The sequence below is a fragment of the Paenibacillus sp. GQ49 genome, from assembly GCF_059759055.1.
Genome location: NZ_JCAXEL010000021.1, coordinates 59,327 through 76,234, shown reverse-complemented (window position 1 = coordinate 76,234; position 16,908 = coordinate 59,327). Strand labels below are relative to the sequence as shown.

The 16,908-nt window shown below is 45.7% G+C and carries 15 protein-coding genes and 1 other annotated feature; of the genes, 6 read left to right on the top strand and 9 right to left on the bottom strand.

Features of this window, described 5'->3' with window-relative positions; genetic code table 11:
- Positions 1-45: 45 nt before the first annotated feature.
- The 4 genes from AC6CIF_RS26455 to AC6CIF_RS26440 form a co-directional block, all read right to left on the bottom strand.
- Positions 46-1,995 carry a peptidoglycan D,D-transpeptidase FtsI family protein gene (locus tag AC6CIF_RS26455; RefSeq protein ID WP_498202144.1) on the bottom strand — a complete coding sequence of 650 codons (1,950 nt, stop codon included), beginning with the start codon at positions 1,993-1,995 and terminating at the stop codon, positions 46-48.
- A 401-nt stretch (positions 1,996-2,396) separates the two neighbouring features.
- Positions 2,397-4,433: a peptidoglycan D,D-transpeptidase FtsI family protein gene (locus tag AC6CIF_RS26450; RefSeq protein WP_498202143.1), complete on the bottom strand. Its 2,037-nt coding sequence runs from the start codon at positions 4,431-4,433 to the stop codon at positions 2,397-2,399.
- A gap of 105 nt (positions 4,434-4,538) precedes the next feature.
- Positions 4,539-5,684, bottom strand: a complete 1,146-nt coding sequence (locus AC6CIF_RS26445; protein ID WP_221823598.1) for a transglutaminase domain-containing protein — start codon at positions 5,682-5,684, stop codon at positions 4,539-4,541.
- Between the two features lie 18 nt (positions 5,685-5,702).
- Positions 5,703-6,185, bottom strand: coding sequence for an ATPase (locus AC6CIF_RS26440; RefSeq protein WP_174806458.1), 483 nt, complete (start codon positions 6,183-6,185; stop codon positions 5,703-5,705).
- Between the two features lie 190 nt (positions 6,186-6,375).
- On the opposite strand from AC6CIF_RS26440, the gene AC6CIF_RS26435 reads away from it, so the two are divergent.
- Both AC6CIF_RS26435 and AC6CIF_RS26430 read left to right on the top strand, forming a co-directional pair.
- Positions 6,376-7,551, top strand: coding sequence for an MFS transporter (locus tag AC6CIF_RS26435; protein WP_498202142.1), 1,176 nt, complete (start codon positions 6,376-6,378; stop codon positions 7,549-7,551).
- 524 nt (positions 7,552-8,075) lie between these two features.
- Positions 8,076-8,423 (top strand): toprim domain-containing protein, encoded by a 348-nt coding sequence (locus tag AC6CIF_RS26430; protein WP_036605733.1) that lies wholly within the window; start codon positions 8,076-8,078, stop codon positions 8,421-8,423.
- Between the two features lie 75 nt (positions 8,424-8,498).
- On the opposite strand, the gene AC6CIF_RS26425 is transcribed toward AC6CIF_RS26430, so the two are convergent.
- Positions 8,499-9,110, bottom strand: a complete 612-nt coding sequence (locus AC6CIF_RS26425; RefSeq protein ID WP_036605732.1) for an SCO family protein — start codon at positions 9,108-9,110, stop codon at positions 8,499-8,501.
- 424 nt (positions 9,111-9,534) lie between these two features.
- On the opposite strand from AC6CIF_RS26425, the gene AC6CIF_RS26420 reads away from it, so the two are divergent.
- On the top strand, positions 9,535-10,515 hold the full coding sequence (locus tag AC6CIF_RS26420) for a metal-dependent hydrolase (protein WP_498202141.1): 981 nt from the start codon (positions 9,535-9,537) through the stop codon (positions 10,513-10,515).
- A 117-nt stretch (positions 10,516-10,632) separates the two neighbouring features.
- On the opposite strand, the gene AC6CIF_RS26415 is transcribed toward AC6CIF_RS26420, so the two are convergent.
- The gene (locus AC6CIF_RS26415) at positions 10,633-10,851 is read right to left on the bottom strand and encodes an alpha/beta-type small acid-soluble spore protein (protein WP_024634589.1); all 219 of its coding nucleotides are present in this window, start codon (positions 10,849-10,851) and stop codon (positions 10,633-10,635) included.
- 120 nt (positions 10,852-10,971) lie between these two features.
- On the opposite strand from AC6CIF_RS26415, the gene AC6CIF_RS26410 reads away from it, so the two are divergent.
- Positions 10,972-11,172, top strand: a complete 201-nt coding sequence (locus tag AC6CIF_RS26410; protein ID WP_221823608.1) for a hypothetical protein — start codon at positions 10,972-10,974, stop codon at positions 11,170-11,172.
- Positions 11,173-11,297: 125 nt separating this feature from the next.
- Here the strand turns inward: AC6CIF_RS26410 and trpS are convergent, their stop codons facing one another.
- Complete coding sequence (trpS, locus tag AC6CIF_RS26405; RefSeq protein ID WP_036605729.1) at positions 11,298-12,290, bottom strand: tryptophan--tRNA ligase; 993 nt, start codon at positions 12,288-12,290, stop codon at positions 11,298-11,300.
- A 73-nt stretch (positions 12,291-12,363) separates the two neighbouring features.
- Positions 12,364-12,631, bottom strand: a binding site (T-box leader).
- A gap of 246 nt (positions 12,632-12,877) precedes the next feature.
- On the opposite strand from trpS, the gene AC6CIF_RS26400 reads away from it, so the two are divergent.
- Together AC6CIF_RS26400 and AC6CIF_RS26395 are read left to right on the top strand one after the other, a co-directional pair.
- Positions 12,878-13,852, top strand: a complete 975-nt coding sequence (locus AC6CIF_RS26400) for an aldose 1-epimerase (protein WP_498202140.1) — start codon at positions 12,878-12,880, stop codon at positions 13,850-13,852.
- A gap of 205 nt (positions 13,853-14,057) precedes the next feature.
- Complete coding sequence (locus AC6CIF_RS26395) at positions 14,058-14,291, top strand: alpha/beta-type small acid-soluble spore protein (RefSeq protein WP_076211017.1); 234 nt, start codon at positions 14,058-14,060, stop codon at positions 14,289-14,291.
- 80 nt (positions 14,292-14,371) lie between these two features.
- Here AC6CIF_RS26395 and AC6CIF_RS26390 read toward each other — a convergent pair whose 3' ends face one another.
- The gene (locus AC6CIF_RS26390; RefSeq protein ID WP_076211015.1) at positions 14,372-14,782 is read right to left on the bottom strand and encodes an O-methyltransferase; all 411 of its coding nucleotides are present in this window, start codon (positions 14,780-14,782) and stop codon (positions 14,372-14,374) included.
- Between the two features lie 288 nt (positions 14,783-15,070).
- The gene (locus AC6CIF_RS26385; protein ID WP_498202139.1) at positions 15,071-16,870 is read right to left on the bottom strand and encodes a M3 family oligoendopeptidase; all 1,800 of its coding nucleotides are present in this window, start codon (positions 16,868-16,870) and stop codon (positions 15,071-15,073) included.
- Positions 16,871-16,908 lie beyond the last annotated feature (38 nt).

Here is a 16,908-nt window from a genome sequence, read left to right as displayed (position 1 = left end):
CGGTCACGATGTTAAAAGAGCTAACTTCCGCGAGGTTCTTTTGCATTACTCTTTGTCTTTTCCTTCGTTTTTCTTCCCTTTTGGCGTTCCATCGAGACCATACACTTCATCATATGCATCGAAAATTTTCCGTGCTATTGGTGAAGCACTGACTGACCCGAACCCACCTTCCGGTACAACAACAGCGACAGCAAGCTTCGGATTATCTCGTGGTGCAAAGGCAATAAATACACCATTCTCTTTTTTGTTCGGTCCGGTGCCCTGCTCTGATGTTCCTGTTTTCCGTGCATAATCGTATGGGAAACCGTCAAATGAACTTACTTTGGTAACCATTCCTTTGTGCACTTCATTCCAGTGCGCCTCGGCAAAATCAACTTCATTAAGCACCTTAGGTTTGATCTCTTTCACCACATTGCCGTCCGCGTCACGGATTTCCTTCACCAGATGTGGTTCCATCCGTTTGCCCTTATTGGCAAGCATGGTCGTGTATTGGGCGAGTTGCATCGTAGTGTACTTGGCTTGTTGCCCAAATGAGGCAAACGCCAAACGTGTTAGAGCTGATTCGTCTTTATTAGTATATTCTAGCCTACCCAGAAATTCATTAGGCAGATCTACACCAGTGGACACACCCAAGCCAAATTCCTGCATGTGTTTGTGCCAGACATCGATGCCTTTCTCTGAGCCATAATTACGTAACAAACGTTTACCCACCATATCAATCATGAAGGCATTGGAGGATTTCTCAATCGCTCTTCTCGCCGTAATAGAACCATTATAAGCAGAATGCGAGTTCTTCACTTGTCGTCCGTCTTTCCCCAAAACCGCATATCCCTGATCATGATAGGTCTCTCCTGCTGTAAATAATCCCTCTTTTAATCCAATAAGCACACTTAGCGGCTTGATTACTGATCCAAGGAGTACAACGGATTCCGCCCGACTAGGCTTGGCATCATTCGGTGGGAACGACTCAGTGGTTCCGTTCCGGAATACATACTTAATTTTGTCATAATCCCAATCGTTCGGATCATAGTCCGGCATACTTGCCATAGCTACCACATTCCCCGTATCCACTTCCATGGCTACTGCGTATCCGGTAATTGCTTTAGGCAGTCTTCGCAATTCGTCCGTTATCGCCTCTTGTGCAGCCATCTGAATTTCCTTGTTAATGGTGGAAACAAGACTGTAGCCTTTCTCCGGTGGTGTTTGTAACATCGTCCCATCTGGCAGATTACGTGCGTCAATATCAATGGACTGATATCCGCTTCGTCCACGGAGTTCTTCCTGGTATTGAAGCTCCAGCCCATCGAAGCCAACCTTCTCTTCTTCATGGTACACAAGACCAGGATCACGCTGGGTACTTGCCCCCTCGCGGATGGCCTTATATTTGGCAATGGAATCTGGTGCTCGCTTGAACTCTCTTGTGTAACCCACAACCTGAACCGCTACACCATCCGGGTCATATTTTCTTATGTTTTCTTCCAGCACCATAACGCCTGGATAATCCGCTTTTTTCTCCATGAAAAAGGCAATTTCTTTGGTCGATAGATCCGACTTCACCAGCCTCGGCACATACCCGAACGTTTTCTGGTAATCCAGATCCAGTCGTTTGATGATCTCTTCCGCATCCGGCTGCTCTTTGTCCCCTGGATTAAACTGCTTAAACACAGCCGCCAGATCATGAGCCAGTTCCTCTGCTTCCTGCCTGCGTTCATCATTCCGATAATCCTCATACAACAACACATAGAGGGACTGTACAGGTTCGGAATAAGCGAGCGCGACTTCCCCTGTCGCATCATAGATGGGACCACGAACAGGTGCAAGTGGGATATCCTTGGTATTACGACTCGTTTCCATATACGTCAGTTCAGGACCCTCCACAAATTGTACAAAGGCTAATCTGAAAATTAGGATACTGAATATGACAAATGCCGCGAAAAAAAACAGATTCAGCCTTGCGGTGGAAGGCTTGTTGACGGGTGTATCTTCTTCAGTCATGGGTTTCTTCCTCAATCGGTTAAACATGTTTTAAGCCTCTCCCGTTCCTCTATAAAAATAAAATATTTAATCCGTCTTGTGAACGTGTTCAATCCATATTTAATCCTTTCTCATACAAGTCTACCAAAGGTTAGCTGTCACGTCTTTCAATATTTGGTTACATTTTCGTAAACAGAACCGTTACCGTTACACTACCCAATCTACCGATTTCAATGTAAACACTGACATATCAACGTTATCCCGTTCTCCGGATCACGTTTACCCTTCCCTTATATAAACGTGGTACAGCTCATATGGTTACATATTAATGCAACTAATTAGTTCACTCTTACGATTCACTCTCCACGTAAAAACAAAAAAGAGGACCCACGAAGGGTCCCCTCTGTAACCAATGCCTCACATCACTGTGTGCCTGATTCCGAATCTGATTCTTTATTTTTGTCCTTTTTCGGTACACCGTCGAGACCGAATTCCTCGTCATAGGCATCGAAGATCGCACGTGCAACCGGAGCCGCACTGCTCGAACCAAAGCCCCCTTCGGGAATAACCACAGCGACAGCAAGCTTTGGATTATTACGTGGTGCATAGGCGATAAACACCCCGTTATCCACCAGTTTACCGCCGACGAGTTGCGTCGATGTACCTGTTTTTCTGGCAAAATCATAAGGGAAGCCGCTAAATGCCGAAACTTCGGTAGCCATGCCTCGTTGCACTTCGTTCCAGTAGGCGTCGTTAAACTCCACCGTGCTCAGTACCTTCGGTTTTACTTTTTCGACCACGTTGCCTTCCGAATCCCGGAACTCGTTAACCAGTTGTGGTTCCATCCGTTTTCCTTTGTTCGCAAGCATCGTGGTGTACTGCGCTAACTGCATGGTTGTGTATTTTCCTTGCTGACCAAAGGAGGCATATACCAACTTGGTCAAGGAACTCTCGGAGCTTTCCATGTATTCTTTGAGACCAGGCCGCTCATTAGGCAAATCTACCTCTGTAGATACACCAAGACCGAATTGCTCCATATATTTATCCCATACGTCAACACCCTGTGCACCATACTTCGAGTACAGCTTCTTCCCGATCTCGTCAATCATGAACACGTTTGAGGAATGACGAATCGCATCACGAGGATACATTGCACCATACACATGCCCTGATGAGTTCTGCACTCTGCGATTGTCTCCACCAAAGGTCGTTGAACCTCTATCCGAATATACGGTATTTGTAGTGAAGAAACCTTCTTTTAAACCGATCAATACACTAAGTGGTTTGATCGTTGAACCTAGCAACACAACAGATTCCGCCCGTTTACCCGTATCATCTGGCGGGAATCCACGGATCGTACCATTTTGATAGATATATTTTATTTTATCGTAATCTTCATTACTTATACCGCCGGTTCTCCATACGTTAGTATCATAGTCCGGCATACTGGCAGCAGATACGATTTTCCCCGTATCCACTTCCATCGCAACCGCAAACCCGGTCTTGGCATTTGGATGCAATCGACCGGAAACTGGATTCCGATGAAGCCAACTCAACTGATCCAGAATGGCCTGTTCTGTTTTCACCTGAACGTTCTTGTTAATGCTGGAAATCAGGTCGTAACCTTTCTGTGGCGGGGTAGAACCTGCTACACCTTCAGGCAAGTTACGCAAATCAACATCAACGGATGTATATCCGCTTTTGCCGCGGAGAGCATCCTGATATTGCAGTTCCAGTCCATCAAAGCCTACAAATTCATTCTCTGTATACACCAGGCCCGGATCCGTTTGCGTTTTATTGGCCTCATCCACCTCTTTGTATTTGTTCAAGGACTTCGAACTTCTGAACTTCTTCAGATAACCGATGGTCTGAACCGCTACCGTATCCGGATCGTAGAATCGCACACTCTCCTCGACGATCTGAATACCTTTGAACTCGTCCTTGTGCTGTAAGAAATAAGCAACTTCTTCCTCGGACAGATCACTCTTGATCAGACGTGGCATAAAACCGTTCGCTTTGCGGGAGTTCAAGTCCATCTCTTCAATAATTTTCTCCACTGTAAGTGACTCTGAATCCTTCAGCTTGTACTGTTCAAATACATCGTGCAACCGGGTTGCAATATCCTGCACTTCCCCTATGTTAGGACTCGGTTTCCCATCAACATCCCCATAGTTTTTATACAGTGTCAGGTAGAGAGACTGAATGGGCTTGGAGTAAGCCAACTTCACCTCACCTGTAGAATCATAGATCGTGCCTCTCACAGGAGGAAGTGGTACATCTTTGGTAATGTTACTTGCTTCTTCCTGACTAAGCTCAGGCCCTTCGACAAATTGTAAAAAGGCCAAGCGTACAATAATAACGCTAAAAATAACAAAGGAAGCGAAGAAAAATACGTTCATTCGGTAACTGAAGCGCCGTTTGTCCGTAAGTTCATCCTTCTCATTGGAATGTTTTTTCATCCATCCTACCTCTTTCATGACTTGATGCATACCGCTCAAACTGGTTCTTCGCGGCATGATAACCTGGCAACGTCGTCATATTCCGGACCCATGTCTGTGGTAATGTTAAGCTGACTGATCCTTTAGATGGGTGTCGGCAAAATTCGGAGGATTAAACCAGTCTCCACTGATCGCCCATGTCGGGTCAAGCGGAACCCAGCTCTCGGAATCACTCAAATACACCTCATTCCACGCATGCGGACCGTACCCTCCCTGGCCGTTATAACCAAGTCCTGTAACCACTTTGACTTCAAGTCCTTGTGAACGGGCCATCACGGCGTAAAGACGGGCATAATCAATACATACGCCTTTACGTGTATCAAATGTATTCTGTGGATTCTGTTCATGCCATATGCCCTTTTGCTCATAGTCATCCACTTTACCATAGTCATACTGAATACGTGAACCTACCCAGTCGTATAGCGCTTTTGCTTTGGCTTCATCTGTCGATTGGCCTTTGACAATCTCACTCGCTGCAGATTCAATGTCCGTTGGAATATTGTGGTCGATGACTTCATATTTACGTTGCAGGATGCCGCCCAGTTCCTTCTGCACAGCCTGCGTAAAGACGGGTAGCTTGTCCTTGATGAACGTGCCAGACAACGGTTCGATAACCGATTTGGCTCCTTGCATATAGATCGGGGATGCTTCCACATATCGGCTGAACATGCTTCCAGGGTAAAGACTGACAATCATGAACAAAACTGCGATGACAATCATTCCGCGGACGGAGCCTATGATCGTGCCAATGACTGCACCCGTCAACCGACTAAACATACCTTTAGGCGCACTTTCCTCAGCTGACCCCTGCCTGCTGCTAAAAATAAATGATGAGAGAAACCCGAGAATCAGTCGGATGAGTCCATAGCTAAGTACAAATAATACAGCGAACCGCATTAGCGGAAAATCTGCAATCGCCGTAACCAACGTATAATACATCTGTTCCCACCGGTTCAACTCACGATTAGGCATGGCTGAAGCATACTCAGACAGCCACTGCTGTACATATGGCGCAAGCCACAACGTTAAACCGATCGACAACAGAATACCAATGACCGCCATAATGCCATCCATCAGGAACCCAAAGAGTCTGCCTGCTGAACGCGAAGCCCCTCTGGACCAACCCTGCAATAATGAAGCAGCCACAATCAACAACAGCATAATCGTGATGCCATTCAATTCCTTCAGGCTGTCCAGCCAATTCTGCAGCACGTACCGATTCCCCCTTTACTACGATGCTGGTGCTGTTTTGTTCTCCTGTGCCTGTTCGACAAACGTACGTATCGTTTCATTGTCGAGTTTCCATTCGCCAAGTGAAATTCCACGGAAGGTCACATCGACTTTATCCGATTGAGTTCTGCCTTTAATCTCCACATTGGGACTTGTGATGGTGAACGCTCCATCCTGTCCTTTGACGTATTTCGCTTTGGAAGCCTCCTTCAGCATCATGCTGGTTGCTTCCTTCTTCAATGTATCCATCGTGCTGGATTGTACGTCTGTTACTGTCTGTTTGATCTGATCAATGGAGATGCCGCTGTATATCAGTAGAGCCGCAATAATGATGATGGCAATCGCCCATTTCAATACGGTTTTGACCACATTCAGAACAAAGAACAATATGATCAATGCAACCACGATCACCAGCCAGTTCTGCATCACAAACTCTTTGATTACTTCTATGTTCATGACTACACCTTCCGTATTAGAATTCATTCGTAACACTCCCGAATATTATACATGATTTCCGAAGCTGCTGTCAGCTAAGCCCTCTCCCTTAAAAATAAACGGTCTAAGTTCGTCCCGCCGGGCGTACAAGTAGTACCATGAGGTTCTGCCGGGCGAACGGGGAACACGTTCAAGACCTGTAGTTTGAACATGCATCGCTTAACAAGGAGGGGCTTATGTGAAAACGGCCATCTGGCTATACCTGTTTTTGTTCCTTGCTGTATTTGATTTGCACGCCCAGTATCCGATTCTGACTCCTTTTGCCATCTCGCTGGGAGCCGCCCCTACCTTCATTGGCTGGATGATGGGCATCTATTCCTTAACACATCTTCCTGGCAATCTGATTGCCGGAACACAAATCGATAAACATGGCAGTCGCCGCTACATTGTATTCAGTCTGCTCGGTGCAGGATTCATCCTGCTCCTGCAAGCCTATGTCCAGACACCATGGCAACTGCTGGCGCTGCGTTCCATCAGCGGTTTTGTACTGGCCTTCCTGTCTCCTGCATGTCTCGCCCTGCTTGCACAGTTATCCAGCGATCCGGTGAAACAGGGGAAGTATATGTCGGGTCACGGGGTAGTACATACCCTCGCATCTGTGATATCACCAGCAGCCGGTGCGATCATTGTAGGTTCCATGGGTTTCTCTGCTACATTTTCAGGCTTGGGCTATCTGCTTATTCTCACTGGTGTCATTGCTTTCATGACGATGCCTCGTGGCATCATCAAGCAGCATGAGAGAGTAACGGAACCTGCCAAACCTGACGTTTCACCAGCAGATGCCACAAGTGCATTCCTGCCGGTGTCCTGGCGATACTTTGCCTTGCCTCTGGTGATTGCCTGTGCCCAAGGAATTCTCTTCTTCGAATTACCCCTGAGGGGAGGAGGACAATCGTCCATCATGTCTACCGGACTGCTGTTCTCTATTATCAGTATTGGGGCACTCTTCACACTCAGCATGTTATTCCTCAACCGGTATTCCCCCAAGCTTCGTCTGGTTGCGGGCGTGCTGTTAATGTCCTTGTGTTTTTTTGTGATGGCAGCCATTCCGCAAGTTCCGTTGTCCACCGTATTATTTGTACTTGGGATGTCCAAAGGCATTATCTTTCCAGCTATGGCAACCCTATTTATCCGTCTGAGCGGAGGCAGCAAGTTGGGCCGCATTTTCTCGCTGCAATCCATCGCCACCTCCATCGGCTCTTTCATCGGCCCCATCACAGCCGGGCAACTTCGTGTCGGGTTATCACCCTATTTCATCGCCTTTGTTTTATTAATGATTGGTATGCTGCTGCTTCCATACTATACATCCAGACGCGAAGCATCCCTGTCCGATCCGAAAAGTATATTGAATTAGGCCTGTTTCAAGCTCTGCTTTCCTACTGTTATAACAGCAATTAGGCCAGTATTTTCATTAGCTTTGCATCATTCCCCCATTTACAGCTAAACTATATAAAATGGACTAACGTTTTACACTCGAACGGAGCGGCCTAGGGATTATCAGCGCCGTCTTTAAGATTTCATCTTTTTCTTGAATATCATCATTAGGTATGGACGATCATTGGAAGTAGTGAAGGGGACGGAATCGATTTTGAAGAAGCGTTAGCGTTCGCCTTTGTCTCCATATTTCAACCTATAAAAAATAAAATCAATCAGAAATTTGGAGACAACAGCGATCGAAGGAACGATCCGTAACCGTAACGGCCACTACTGATCAGAATTAACCTGATGTATTTGAAAAAGAATTTAGAAATCAGAGGTGCTCCTGCCCGCGTGGTGAACAGTGTAAAGAAAGGAGTCCATTTTATATAATCAGTCGATTTTCGCTGCAACATTTCCCGGGGAATGTCGACATAAGCTCTCGAACAAGAGGTGAATATCATGCCTATTCATGTCATTGTGGAAGGTAAGAATGACCGAAGCAAACTGAAACGTCTGGTTGGACCCGAGATCAACATTCTATGTACGTTTGGAACACTTAATTCCCTCAAGCTGGAGACCCTGCGCAAGCAAGTCGGTTACGATGAAGTCTTTTTATTTATGGATAATGACAGTTCCGGCAAAAAAATTAGAGGTGTACTTCGGGATGCTTTCCCGGATGCAGTACAGATGTATACACGACGAGGATATGCGGGTGTGGAAGGAACACCTGATGAGTATATCATTGCCCAGCTGGAAAAGGCCGGGTTAGAGACATACATCCAATACCCTGAACATCCTTCCTATTAAAATGAAATACCAAAAGGCTGCCTTTGGGTTGATATCCAACCTGAAGGCAGCCTTTACAATATGAGTATCAGATGATTATTCCTTAATCAGATTGCGAATATCCTCGGCAATGACAGCAGGCACAACGTCCTCTGTATTAAACGCATTATATACCTTGCGCAGCTGGTTGTTCTCATCCACCAGACCAATCATGTTCATATGGGCAAAATCATCCTTACTCTCCCCATCGATCAGGATCTGGAATGATTCCCTGGCGAATTGTTTGGTTTTGTCCATATCCCCTCGCAAGAAGTACCATCCGGAATAATCCGCATGGAAGCGGTCCGCAAACGTCTTAATCTTCTCTCTTGTATCGACTTTCGGGTCGAATGAAATAGATACAAATGAGACATCTTTACCAAAGGTGTCGTCCTCTTTCAACAGATCCTGCACCTGGGATAACGTAAACGTCGTAATCGGGCAGACATCCGGACAACTGGTGAAATAAAAGTAGAACAAGCGGACTTTTCCTTGCGTATCCTCCAGTGATACTGTACTGCCATCTACATTTTCCATAGAAAAGGATTGGATTTCACGAATCTCTGGTAATTTTTCCTTACTGGCAAATACAGTGCCCCACATCAGATACACAGCCATAATAAGTGCGAGCCCGAGCAGCATCCATGTCCATTTGTACTTTTTCAGCATCTTCCTCGTCCCTTCTGTATCTTCTCTTATGAATACGCATACATATGTGAACCCAAAATCACCTTTGTTTCGCTTCATCCATCTACTGTGACATATGTATTCAAAGAAACCTACTTTTTATGAGATTCTATATTATTGTAACGGTTAAAAGGAACAATGCCCATAAATATTTATGTAACATATCCGACCGCGTATTCTCTGATGCAACTTCTCTCAGTATCCGATATAAAGTTTATCATAGGAAACACCAAAATAGTTTGACAAACTTCGTACATTTATTGGGTATAATACAGGTTATTGTAATAAATTTGAAATTAGGGATGTTTTGCATCCTGACAGACGGATATTATACACTATATATGGGTATCACCTAGATAGAGAAGTAATATGCCTTAGAACGATACACCACACAAAGGAGACGTTTATGGATACCTCTACACATTTTGTCATGGGGATTGGTCTAGCCGGTCTGGCTTATGTCGATCCTGTAGTCGCAGCGAGTCCCATGCTTGCAGCTGCGGTAATGGTTGGCACGATCGCCGGTTCCCAGGCCCCTGACATTGATACTGCGTTACGTCTCAAAAGCAATTCGCTTTACATTCGGAATCATCGGGGCTTGTCACACTCTCTGCCATTTCTCCTGTTATGGGTTTTGCTCATCACCGGCGTCATTGCACTGATATTCCCTGGTGTCCCTATTGGACACGTTGCCACCTGGACCGCTGTGGCCGTAGGCTTTCATGTATTCACCGATCTGTTCAACACCTATGGAACCCAAGCCGCCCGGCCTTTTACGGAACGCTGGATCGCCTGGAACATCATTCATATTTTTGATCCGTTTCTATTCACTACACATGTCATAGCTATCCTGTTATGGGCCTTTGATCTGATCGCCCCTGCACCACTCTTTGTTACGTTGTATAGTTTGACCGGTTTATATTATATATGGCGAACGATTGCTCGTGCACAAGCAGTCAGAAAAGTTAGACGTCTCGACAACAGCCCAGAGCAGGCAAGATACATCGTCATTCCAACGATATCCTGGAACCGCTGGCATGTGGTTAAACGAGTTAAGGACGGCAGTTATGTGATCGGTAAAATGGATGGTTCTAATCTGGTATGGAGTCTGCACGCCTCGTCTTCTACTCATGCGGCCGTTGCTGCTTCACGCAAATCACCGGAAGTCAGTTCCTTTCTCTATTTCACCTCCTATGCGGTGGCAGAGGTTGAAGAACTGCCTGCTGGTTACAAGGTCCGCTGGGCAGATGTACGTTATCGACACCGGAAACAATATCCATTTGTCGCGGTGATTGTGATGGATCGGAATTTTGAGACGATTGATACGTATGTAGGCTGGTTAAGCGATGAGAAAATGGATAAAAAACTTTTATCTGCACGCCCTTGACGAAGTGAGCATGGCAAGGCACAATCAAACATAGGAACTGATACGCGAGAAAGCCCGGAGCGTTTCCGCCCCGGGCTTTCTGTTTATCCTGTTTTGTTGCTGTTTGGTTAAAATAAATTATTTGCCAGACCCAGCCAGAGACTGCTCAGCGATTTGTACCAGACGTTTGGTGATATATCCACCCAAAGATCCTGTTTCACGGGAAGTGTAGTTACCGTAGTAACCGTCTTGTGGGATAGTTACACCCAGTTCCTGTGCAGCCTCCATTTTCAATTGTTGCAGTGCTGAATTTGCCTGAGGTACCACCAAGTTGTTAGAACGAGATCCTTGAGCCATATTTATAATCTCCCTTCAATCTGTGTCTGTAATGTAATTGCAAGCTTGCAAGATTATTATGGCTCGTAGGCTACAGGTTATACGGAGTTTTACTAAATTTGTAGATGGAGGTTTTTCCCAATGAGTAAAGGCTTATCCTTATGGTTCGCATTCTCTTCGATTATTTTGTTAACGGTTTCAGCAATCATGATCTCCTACTCTGGTTGGTTTGCTGCACTACTGTTTGTCCTGTCCATTGCCAATATTGGCTGGGGATTTGTAATTCGCGCCAAAAAAGAACGTCAGGAAGTTCAATCGGCTGTTTCAGAGCCCACTTCTTGAGCAGGTCAGTTTATAGTTCAATAAAGTTCAATAATGAACGCACAAAAATAAAGAGGAACTTCATAAGGCTCCTCTTTATTCATGTTAACTATTCATTGCGTGAAATATGAAGATCTTGTTCAGGACTACTGTTTACGTCTTGGAACAAATCCCATACGTTCTTTCACTGCATCCAACGTTTGAGCAGCAACTTCTTCTGCACGACGAGCTGACGTATCCAAAACATCCGCCAATTCGCCAGATTCACGAATCTCATTATATCGCTGTTGTAGCGGTTCAATCACAGATACAACCACTTCAGCCAGTTCCTTTTTGAACGGACCGTACATCTTGCCTTCATAACGCTCAGCTACTTCCTTAAGCGTCATACCTGCACATTCAGCATAGATACTCATCAGATTGCTAACTTCCGGTTTGTTCGCCGGATCGTATACCACTTCACGCCCGGAATCCGTTGTAGCACGGCTGATTTTTTTGCGAATAACATCTGGCGGATCCAGCAGGGCAATATAGCTGCCAGCGTTAGGGTTACTTTTGCTCATCTTTGAAGAGGCATCATCAAGTGACATGACCCGTGCACCTACCTGTGGGATATACGGATCTGGAATGGTGAAGTACTCCCCATAACGGTGATTAAAACGTCCTGCCAGATCACGTGTCAGTTCCAGATGCTGCTTCTGATCCTCACCTACTGGGACAAGGTCAGCATTGTATAACAAAATATCAGCCGCCATTAATGATGGATACACGAACAGTCCCGCACCAACGGAATCTTTACCGGATGATTTATCCTTAAACTGAGTCATCCGTTCTAGCTCACCCATGGAGGTCAGCGTTGTCATCAACCAGCCCAATTCCGCGTGCTGCGGTACATGGGATTGCAGAAATACGTTAGATTTCGACGGATCAATACCTGCTGCAATAAACAGCGCAGCTACCGCTTCCGACTGTTCACGCAATGCTGCTGGCTCCTGAGCCACGGTGATGGCATGAAGATCAACTACCATGAAATGACATTGATAGTCATGCTGGAGTTTTACAAAATTTTTGATTGCACCAATATAGTTGCCCAATGTGAGCTTACCGCTTGGCTGAATACCTGAAAGTACTGTTTTCATTGCACATAACGCCTCCCTGATTGTATATATAAACTCCTGCTATTCTCTGCGAACGCAAAAAGGCCCCACATCCGCAAGGGACGTGAGACCGTGGTGCCACCCTTATTCGCTTTTCTTCGATTGCTCCTGACTCTGAATCAAGTCAAGCCGAAGAAATGCCTTCATTGTTCCGTAACGTGGATTATTCGGCAGACTCTAGTGGGGCAAGCCCATCTCTGGCTTAACCTGTTCAAACCTACACTCAAGGGTCCATTCGGTAAAGAGCTCACACCGGTTCACATCAACCACCGGCTTTCTGAAGAGGATTCTCTTGGCCTACTTATCCCTGTCATCGATTTCATGTCATTCAATTCTAATAAATGCTTTCAGAGTTCCATCTTAATGCGCACAGGCGCGAATGTCAAAATGAGTTGAACTTTTTTACCCGAGACATCAAAATCTGTTATGATGGAATTGCTTATCCTGTTGCCTTCTTCACACGAAATAGCGCAGGAAATAGCTGGCATGTACACAACGACACGCCTGCAGCAGTACCAGTCATCACAACTGCTTGCAGACAGATTTCAAGTGGGAAAAGGAGCATCGATATGAAACAAGTGACCAAAGGCCAATGGAATGGTTACGACACGTATATCCTACATAGCCGTGAATTGGAAATCACCCTGCTGCCGCGTCTTGGAAATAATATTATTTCTATTCGCGATTTAGTGCAGGACAGAGATGTCGTCCGCCGTCCGGATGAAGACGATCTTGCCTTTTATCTGCAGAAGCCGTACCATTTTGGCGTTCCTCTCCTGATTCCACCAGGGCGCATTCATCGTGGACATTTCGAATATGAAGGTGTTCGTTACCAGTTCGATCAGAACACGGCGAATGACAACCATATTCACGGTCTCCACCGTACCCAATCCTGGTGTGTCAGTGACATTGAGGAAGATGAAGACGGCTGTGCTATTACGACTGAATTACTGACTGAAAATGAAGAGCATTGGATGGCCCAATTCCCGATTCCCCTGAAACTTGAGATGACGTTCAGTCTGCAAAACGCTGTATTTAGCCAGCGTCTGCGAGTCACCAATCTGAGCTCAACACCTGCTCCATTCGGGATGGGATATCATACATGGTTTTTGTTAGATGGCAAACCTGCTGACTGGACACTGCAACTGCCTGTTTCCGGAATATACGGACAGAATGAAGAACAACTACCGACAGGTGAACTGGAATCTCTGGGTGAATGGTCTGCTCTGAACGAAGGCATCAATTTGCAGGGACGTAACTGGGATACCCTGTTGAAAGCTACCGAAGGTGAACCGGCTACGGCTTACTTACGCAGGCAAGATGGGTATACATTGAAATATTCAGCAGATGAAACATTTTTCAAACATTGGGTTCTCTTTACCAAAGGTGAATCCGATCAGTTCTTGTGCATTGAACCGTACACTTGGCTCCCGGATGCACCTAATTTGGCTTTATCGGATGAACAAACCGGGTTGATTCGCTTGGAACCGGAACAGCCTGTTGAGTTATTTACACGTATTGAGGTTATACCTCCTACAGAATAAACGAGCTGATCATCCTCTATGTTGTTTTTACGCATATCACCCTATATTTTGATATCCAAATACAACTTGTCGACCCGCATTGGGTCGGCTTTTTTATGTGTCCTGTGCACTGATAGTTATCCATATTTTCCCTTACGCCATATCATGTATATTTCCGTATTCTCTAACCATACTAACATCACCAAGCCATAAGGAGGTGACACATATGTACGGAAGTCAAAACCAAGGTAGCGGTAGCCGCTCCAACAACCTGGTCGTTCCCCAAGCAAATGCTGCATTGCAACAATTGAAAATGGAAGCTGCACAAGAGCTGGGTGTAACGATTCCACAAGATGGTTACTACGGTAACTATACTTCCCGTGAGACAGGTTCTCTGGGTGGATACATCACTAAACGTCTGGTACAAATCGCTGAGCAGCAATTATCGGGTCGTTCGTAAGCTCGTAATTAATGCTTAAGTAGCGTTAAAAAAACAAAAGCGGCCTTCTTCGGAAGTGCCGCTTTCTCTTGTGTAACTAATTATGAGGTCGACTCCATATCTGAATCCTTGTATGTATTGGTTCTAGGGTAACGAATCATCAAGCTTGCCATATTGTAGTTAGACTCCATCGTTGCATCTACCAAAATCATACCTTGTCTTACTGTGAAATCGTACGATATTTCGCCATGTGTCCAATTACGTTTGAATTTCAACGTCTCCAGTGCCATTGCCCGGAAAGAAGTTCTCTGGGTTTCGTTTAGCCCCCCTTCCTCCACATCCATCTGCCCATCTCGTCCAGCTATCGGATTATGTCGAATACCGAATTTCCCAATTACGTTGTTTCGTATTTGCACAAAAACCACCCCTGAATCTAACCCTGACAACTCACGATCAAGTTCTTTGAATACCAGATCCAACTGTCTCGCTAATGAAAGCTCATCAATTTTCATATTAACACTCTCCTTATATGCTTATAGTCCTATACATCAAGGACTTACGACTCATTATATGACATCATATGTGCTCATTCAACAAAGAACGGCAAAGTTGGGTATTTCTAACTATGATTTGCACAATTAATTGCCATTCCACTTCCTTAAACTGAGCTTTTTCACTTAATTACGACAAAATCTTCGAGAATCGAAAATGAGGATTCTGTACAAAAAAAGGCTGCAATCCCGTGTCTGTTAACAGGGGATTGCAGCCTTTTCATAAATATTCAACATATTATGTTCAACCTATTTTTGGGTTGCTGTCATCTGTAGAAACTGCTCAATATCGGCAATAACCAAGTCCGCAGCATTTTGCCAGAATTCCGGTTGTGTCAGGTCGGTACCCAGATGTTTCTGAGCAAGTTCTTCGACCGTCATACGCCCTGTATCCCGCAACAAATCATCGTATTTATCTGCAAATGCCGTTCCTTCTTGCTGTGCTCTGGCATAGATTCCCGCACTGAACATATAACCGAACGTGTATGGGAAATTATAGAATGGCACACCAGTCAGATAGAAATGCAGTTTGGATGCCCAGAAATGAGGATGATCTGATGCAAGCGCGCCGCAGAACGCTTCCTGCTGTGCCTCCACCATTAATTTGGATAACTCATCCGCGTTGACCAGGCCTTTTTTGCGTTGTTCATAGAAACGATTCTCAAACAGGAACCGGGCATGGATGTTCATAAAGAAAGCCACACTTCGCTGTATCTTGTCTTCCAGCAAAGCCAGCTTCTCTTGCTCATCTGTTGCCGCCTGCACCAGGGCATCTGCTACAATCAGTTCAGCAAACGTGGACGCTGTCTCAGCCACATTCATCGCATAACGTTGATTCAATGCAGGCAACTCTTCCATAATATGTTGATGATATCCATGACCAAGTTCATGCGCAAGGGTCGACACATTAGACGGTGTCCCAGAGAAGGTCATGAAAATTCGGGTTGCTTTGCTAAGTGGCAAAGACGTACAGAATCCGCCTGGACGCTTGCCAGGACGATCTTCTGCTTCAATCCAGCGTTTCTCAAAAGCCATCTCTGCAAACGAGGAAAGTTTAGGACTGAACTTGGCAAACTGCTCAACAATATTAATTGCTGCTTCATCGTAAGTGATTTTGCCACTCGATTTACCTACAGGTGCATCTACGTCGCTCCAGCTGAGCTTGTCTACCCCCAGCAGTTCTGCCTTGCGCTCCAGATATCGAACAAGCGCAGGTTTGGCACCGTTAATCACATCCCACATCGTATCCAGTGTCTGACGTGACATCCGGTTAATGGCCAGAGGTTCTTTGAGGATATCATCCCAGCCACGTTTCTCATATAACTTCAGACGGAATCCAGCGAGGTGATTCAGCGTGTCAGCACAGAAATCTTCGACATCGGTCCAAGCCTGCTCCCAGTTTGCGAATACCGTCTCACGTACATTCCGATCACTATCGCTCAGCTTGTTGGCAGCCTGTCCTGCGGAGAGCATCACCGTTTCCCCATCTTGCTCAAATGGAATGTTCACCTTGCTGACAATCGTGTTGTAGAATTTGCCCCAACCATGGTAACCATCCACACCCAGATCCAGAGCAAGACCTTCCAGTTCAGGCGACAGCTTCTCACGAGCCAGCGTGCGACTCTCGTTCAGTACAAATGCCAGCGGCTTAACATCTTCCCGAGCAATCCAGGCGTCCCACACCGAATCCGATGTATGACTGAGTGTATTATCGAACTTCGATTTGCTGCCGTTCAGCATCGCTGCAATAGAACTGATGGCGCCCTGAAGCTGCGTTGCTTTCTTGTCCTTCTGGTTTTGCGATGAGAGGCAGGATACAAACGCAGAACCTTCCGATACGCGCATATAACAGCTTTGCAGCAGTTCCAAAATGGGGTCAAATGCTACCGTCTCTTCTAATGAAGTCGGTGCAGGTGTTTCGTTCAACAGATGTTGCAGTTTACGTACATCCTCTTCCAGTTCAATCAGATAGGCAGCGAATGTCTCGGAGGAAGAACCTCCACTAAAAATGGACTCCAGATCCCATACGGGGTGTAATGGCGTTTTCATTTAATAAGGCACCTCTCTCTATAAGTTGGATGGTTAGG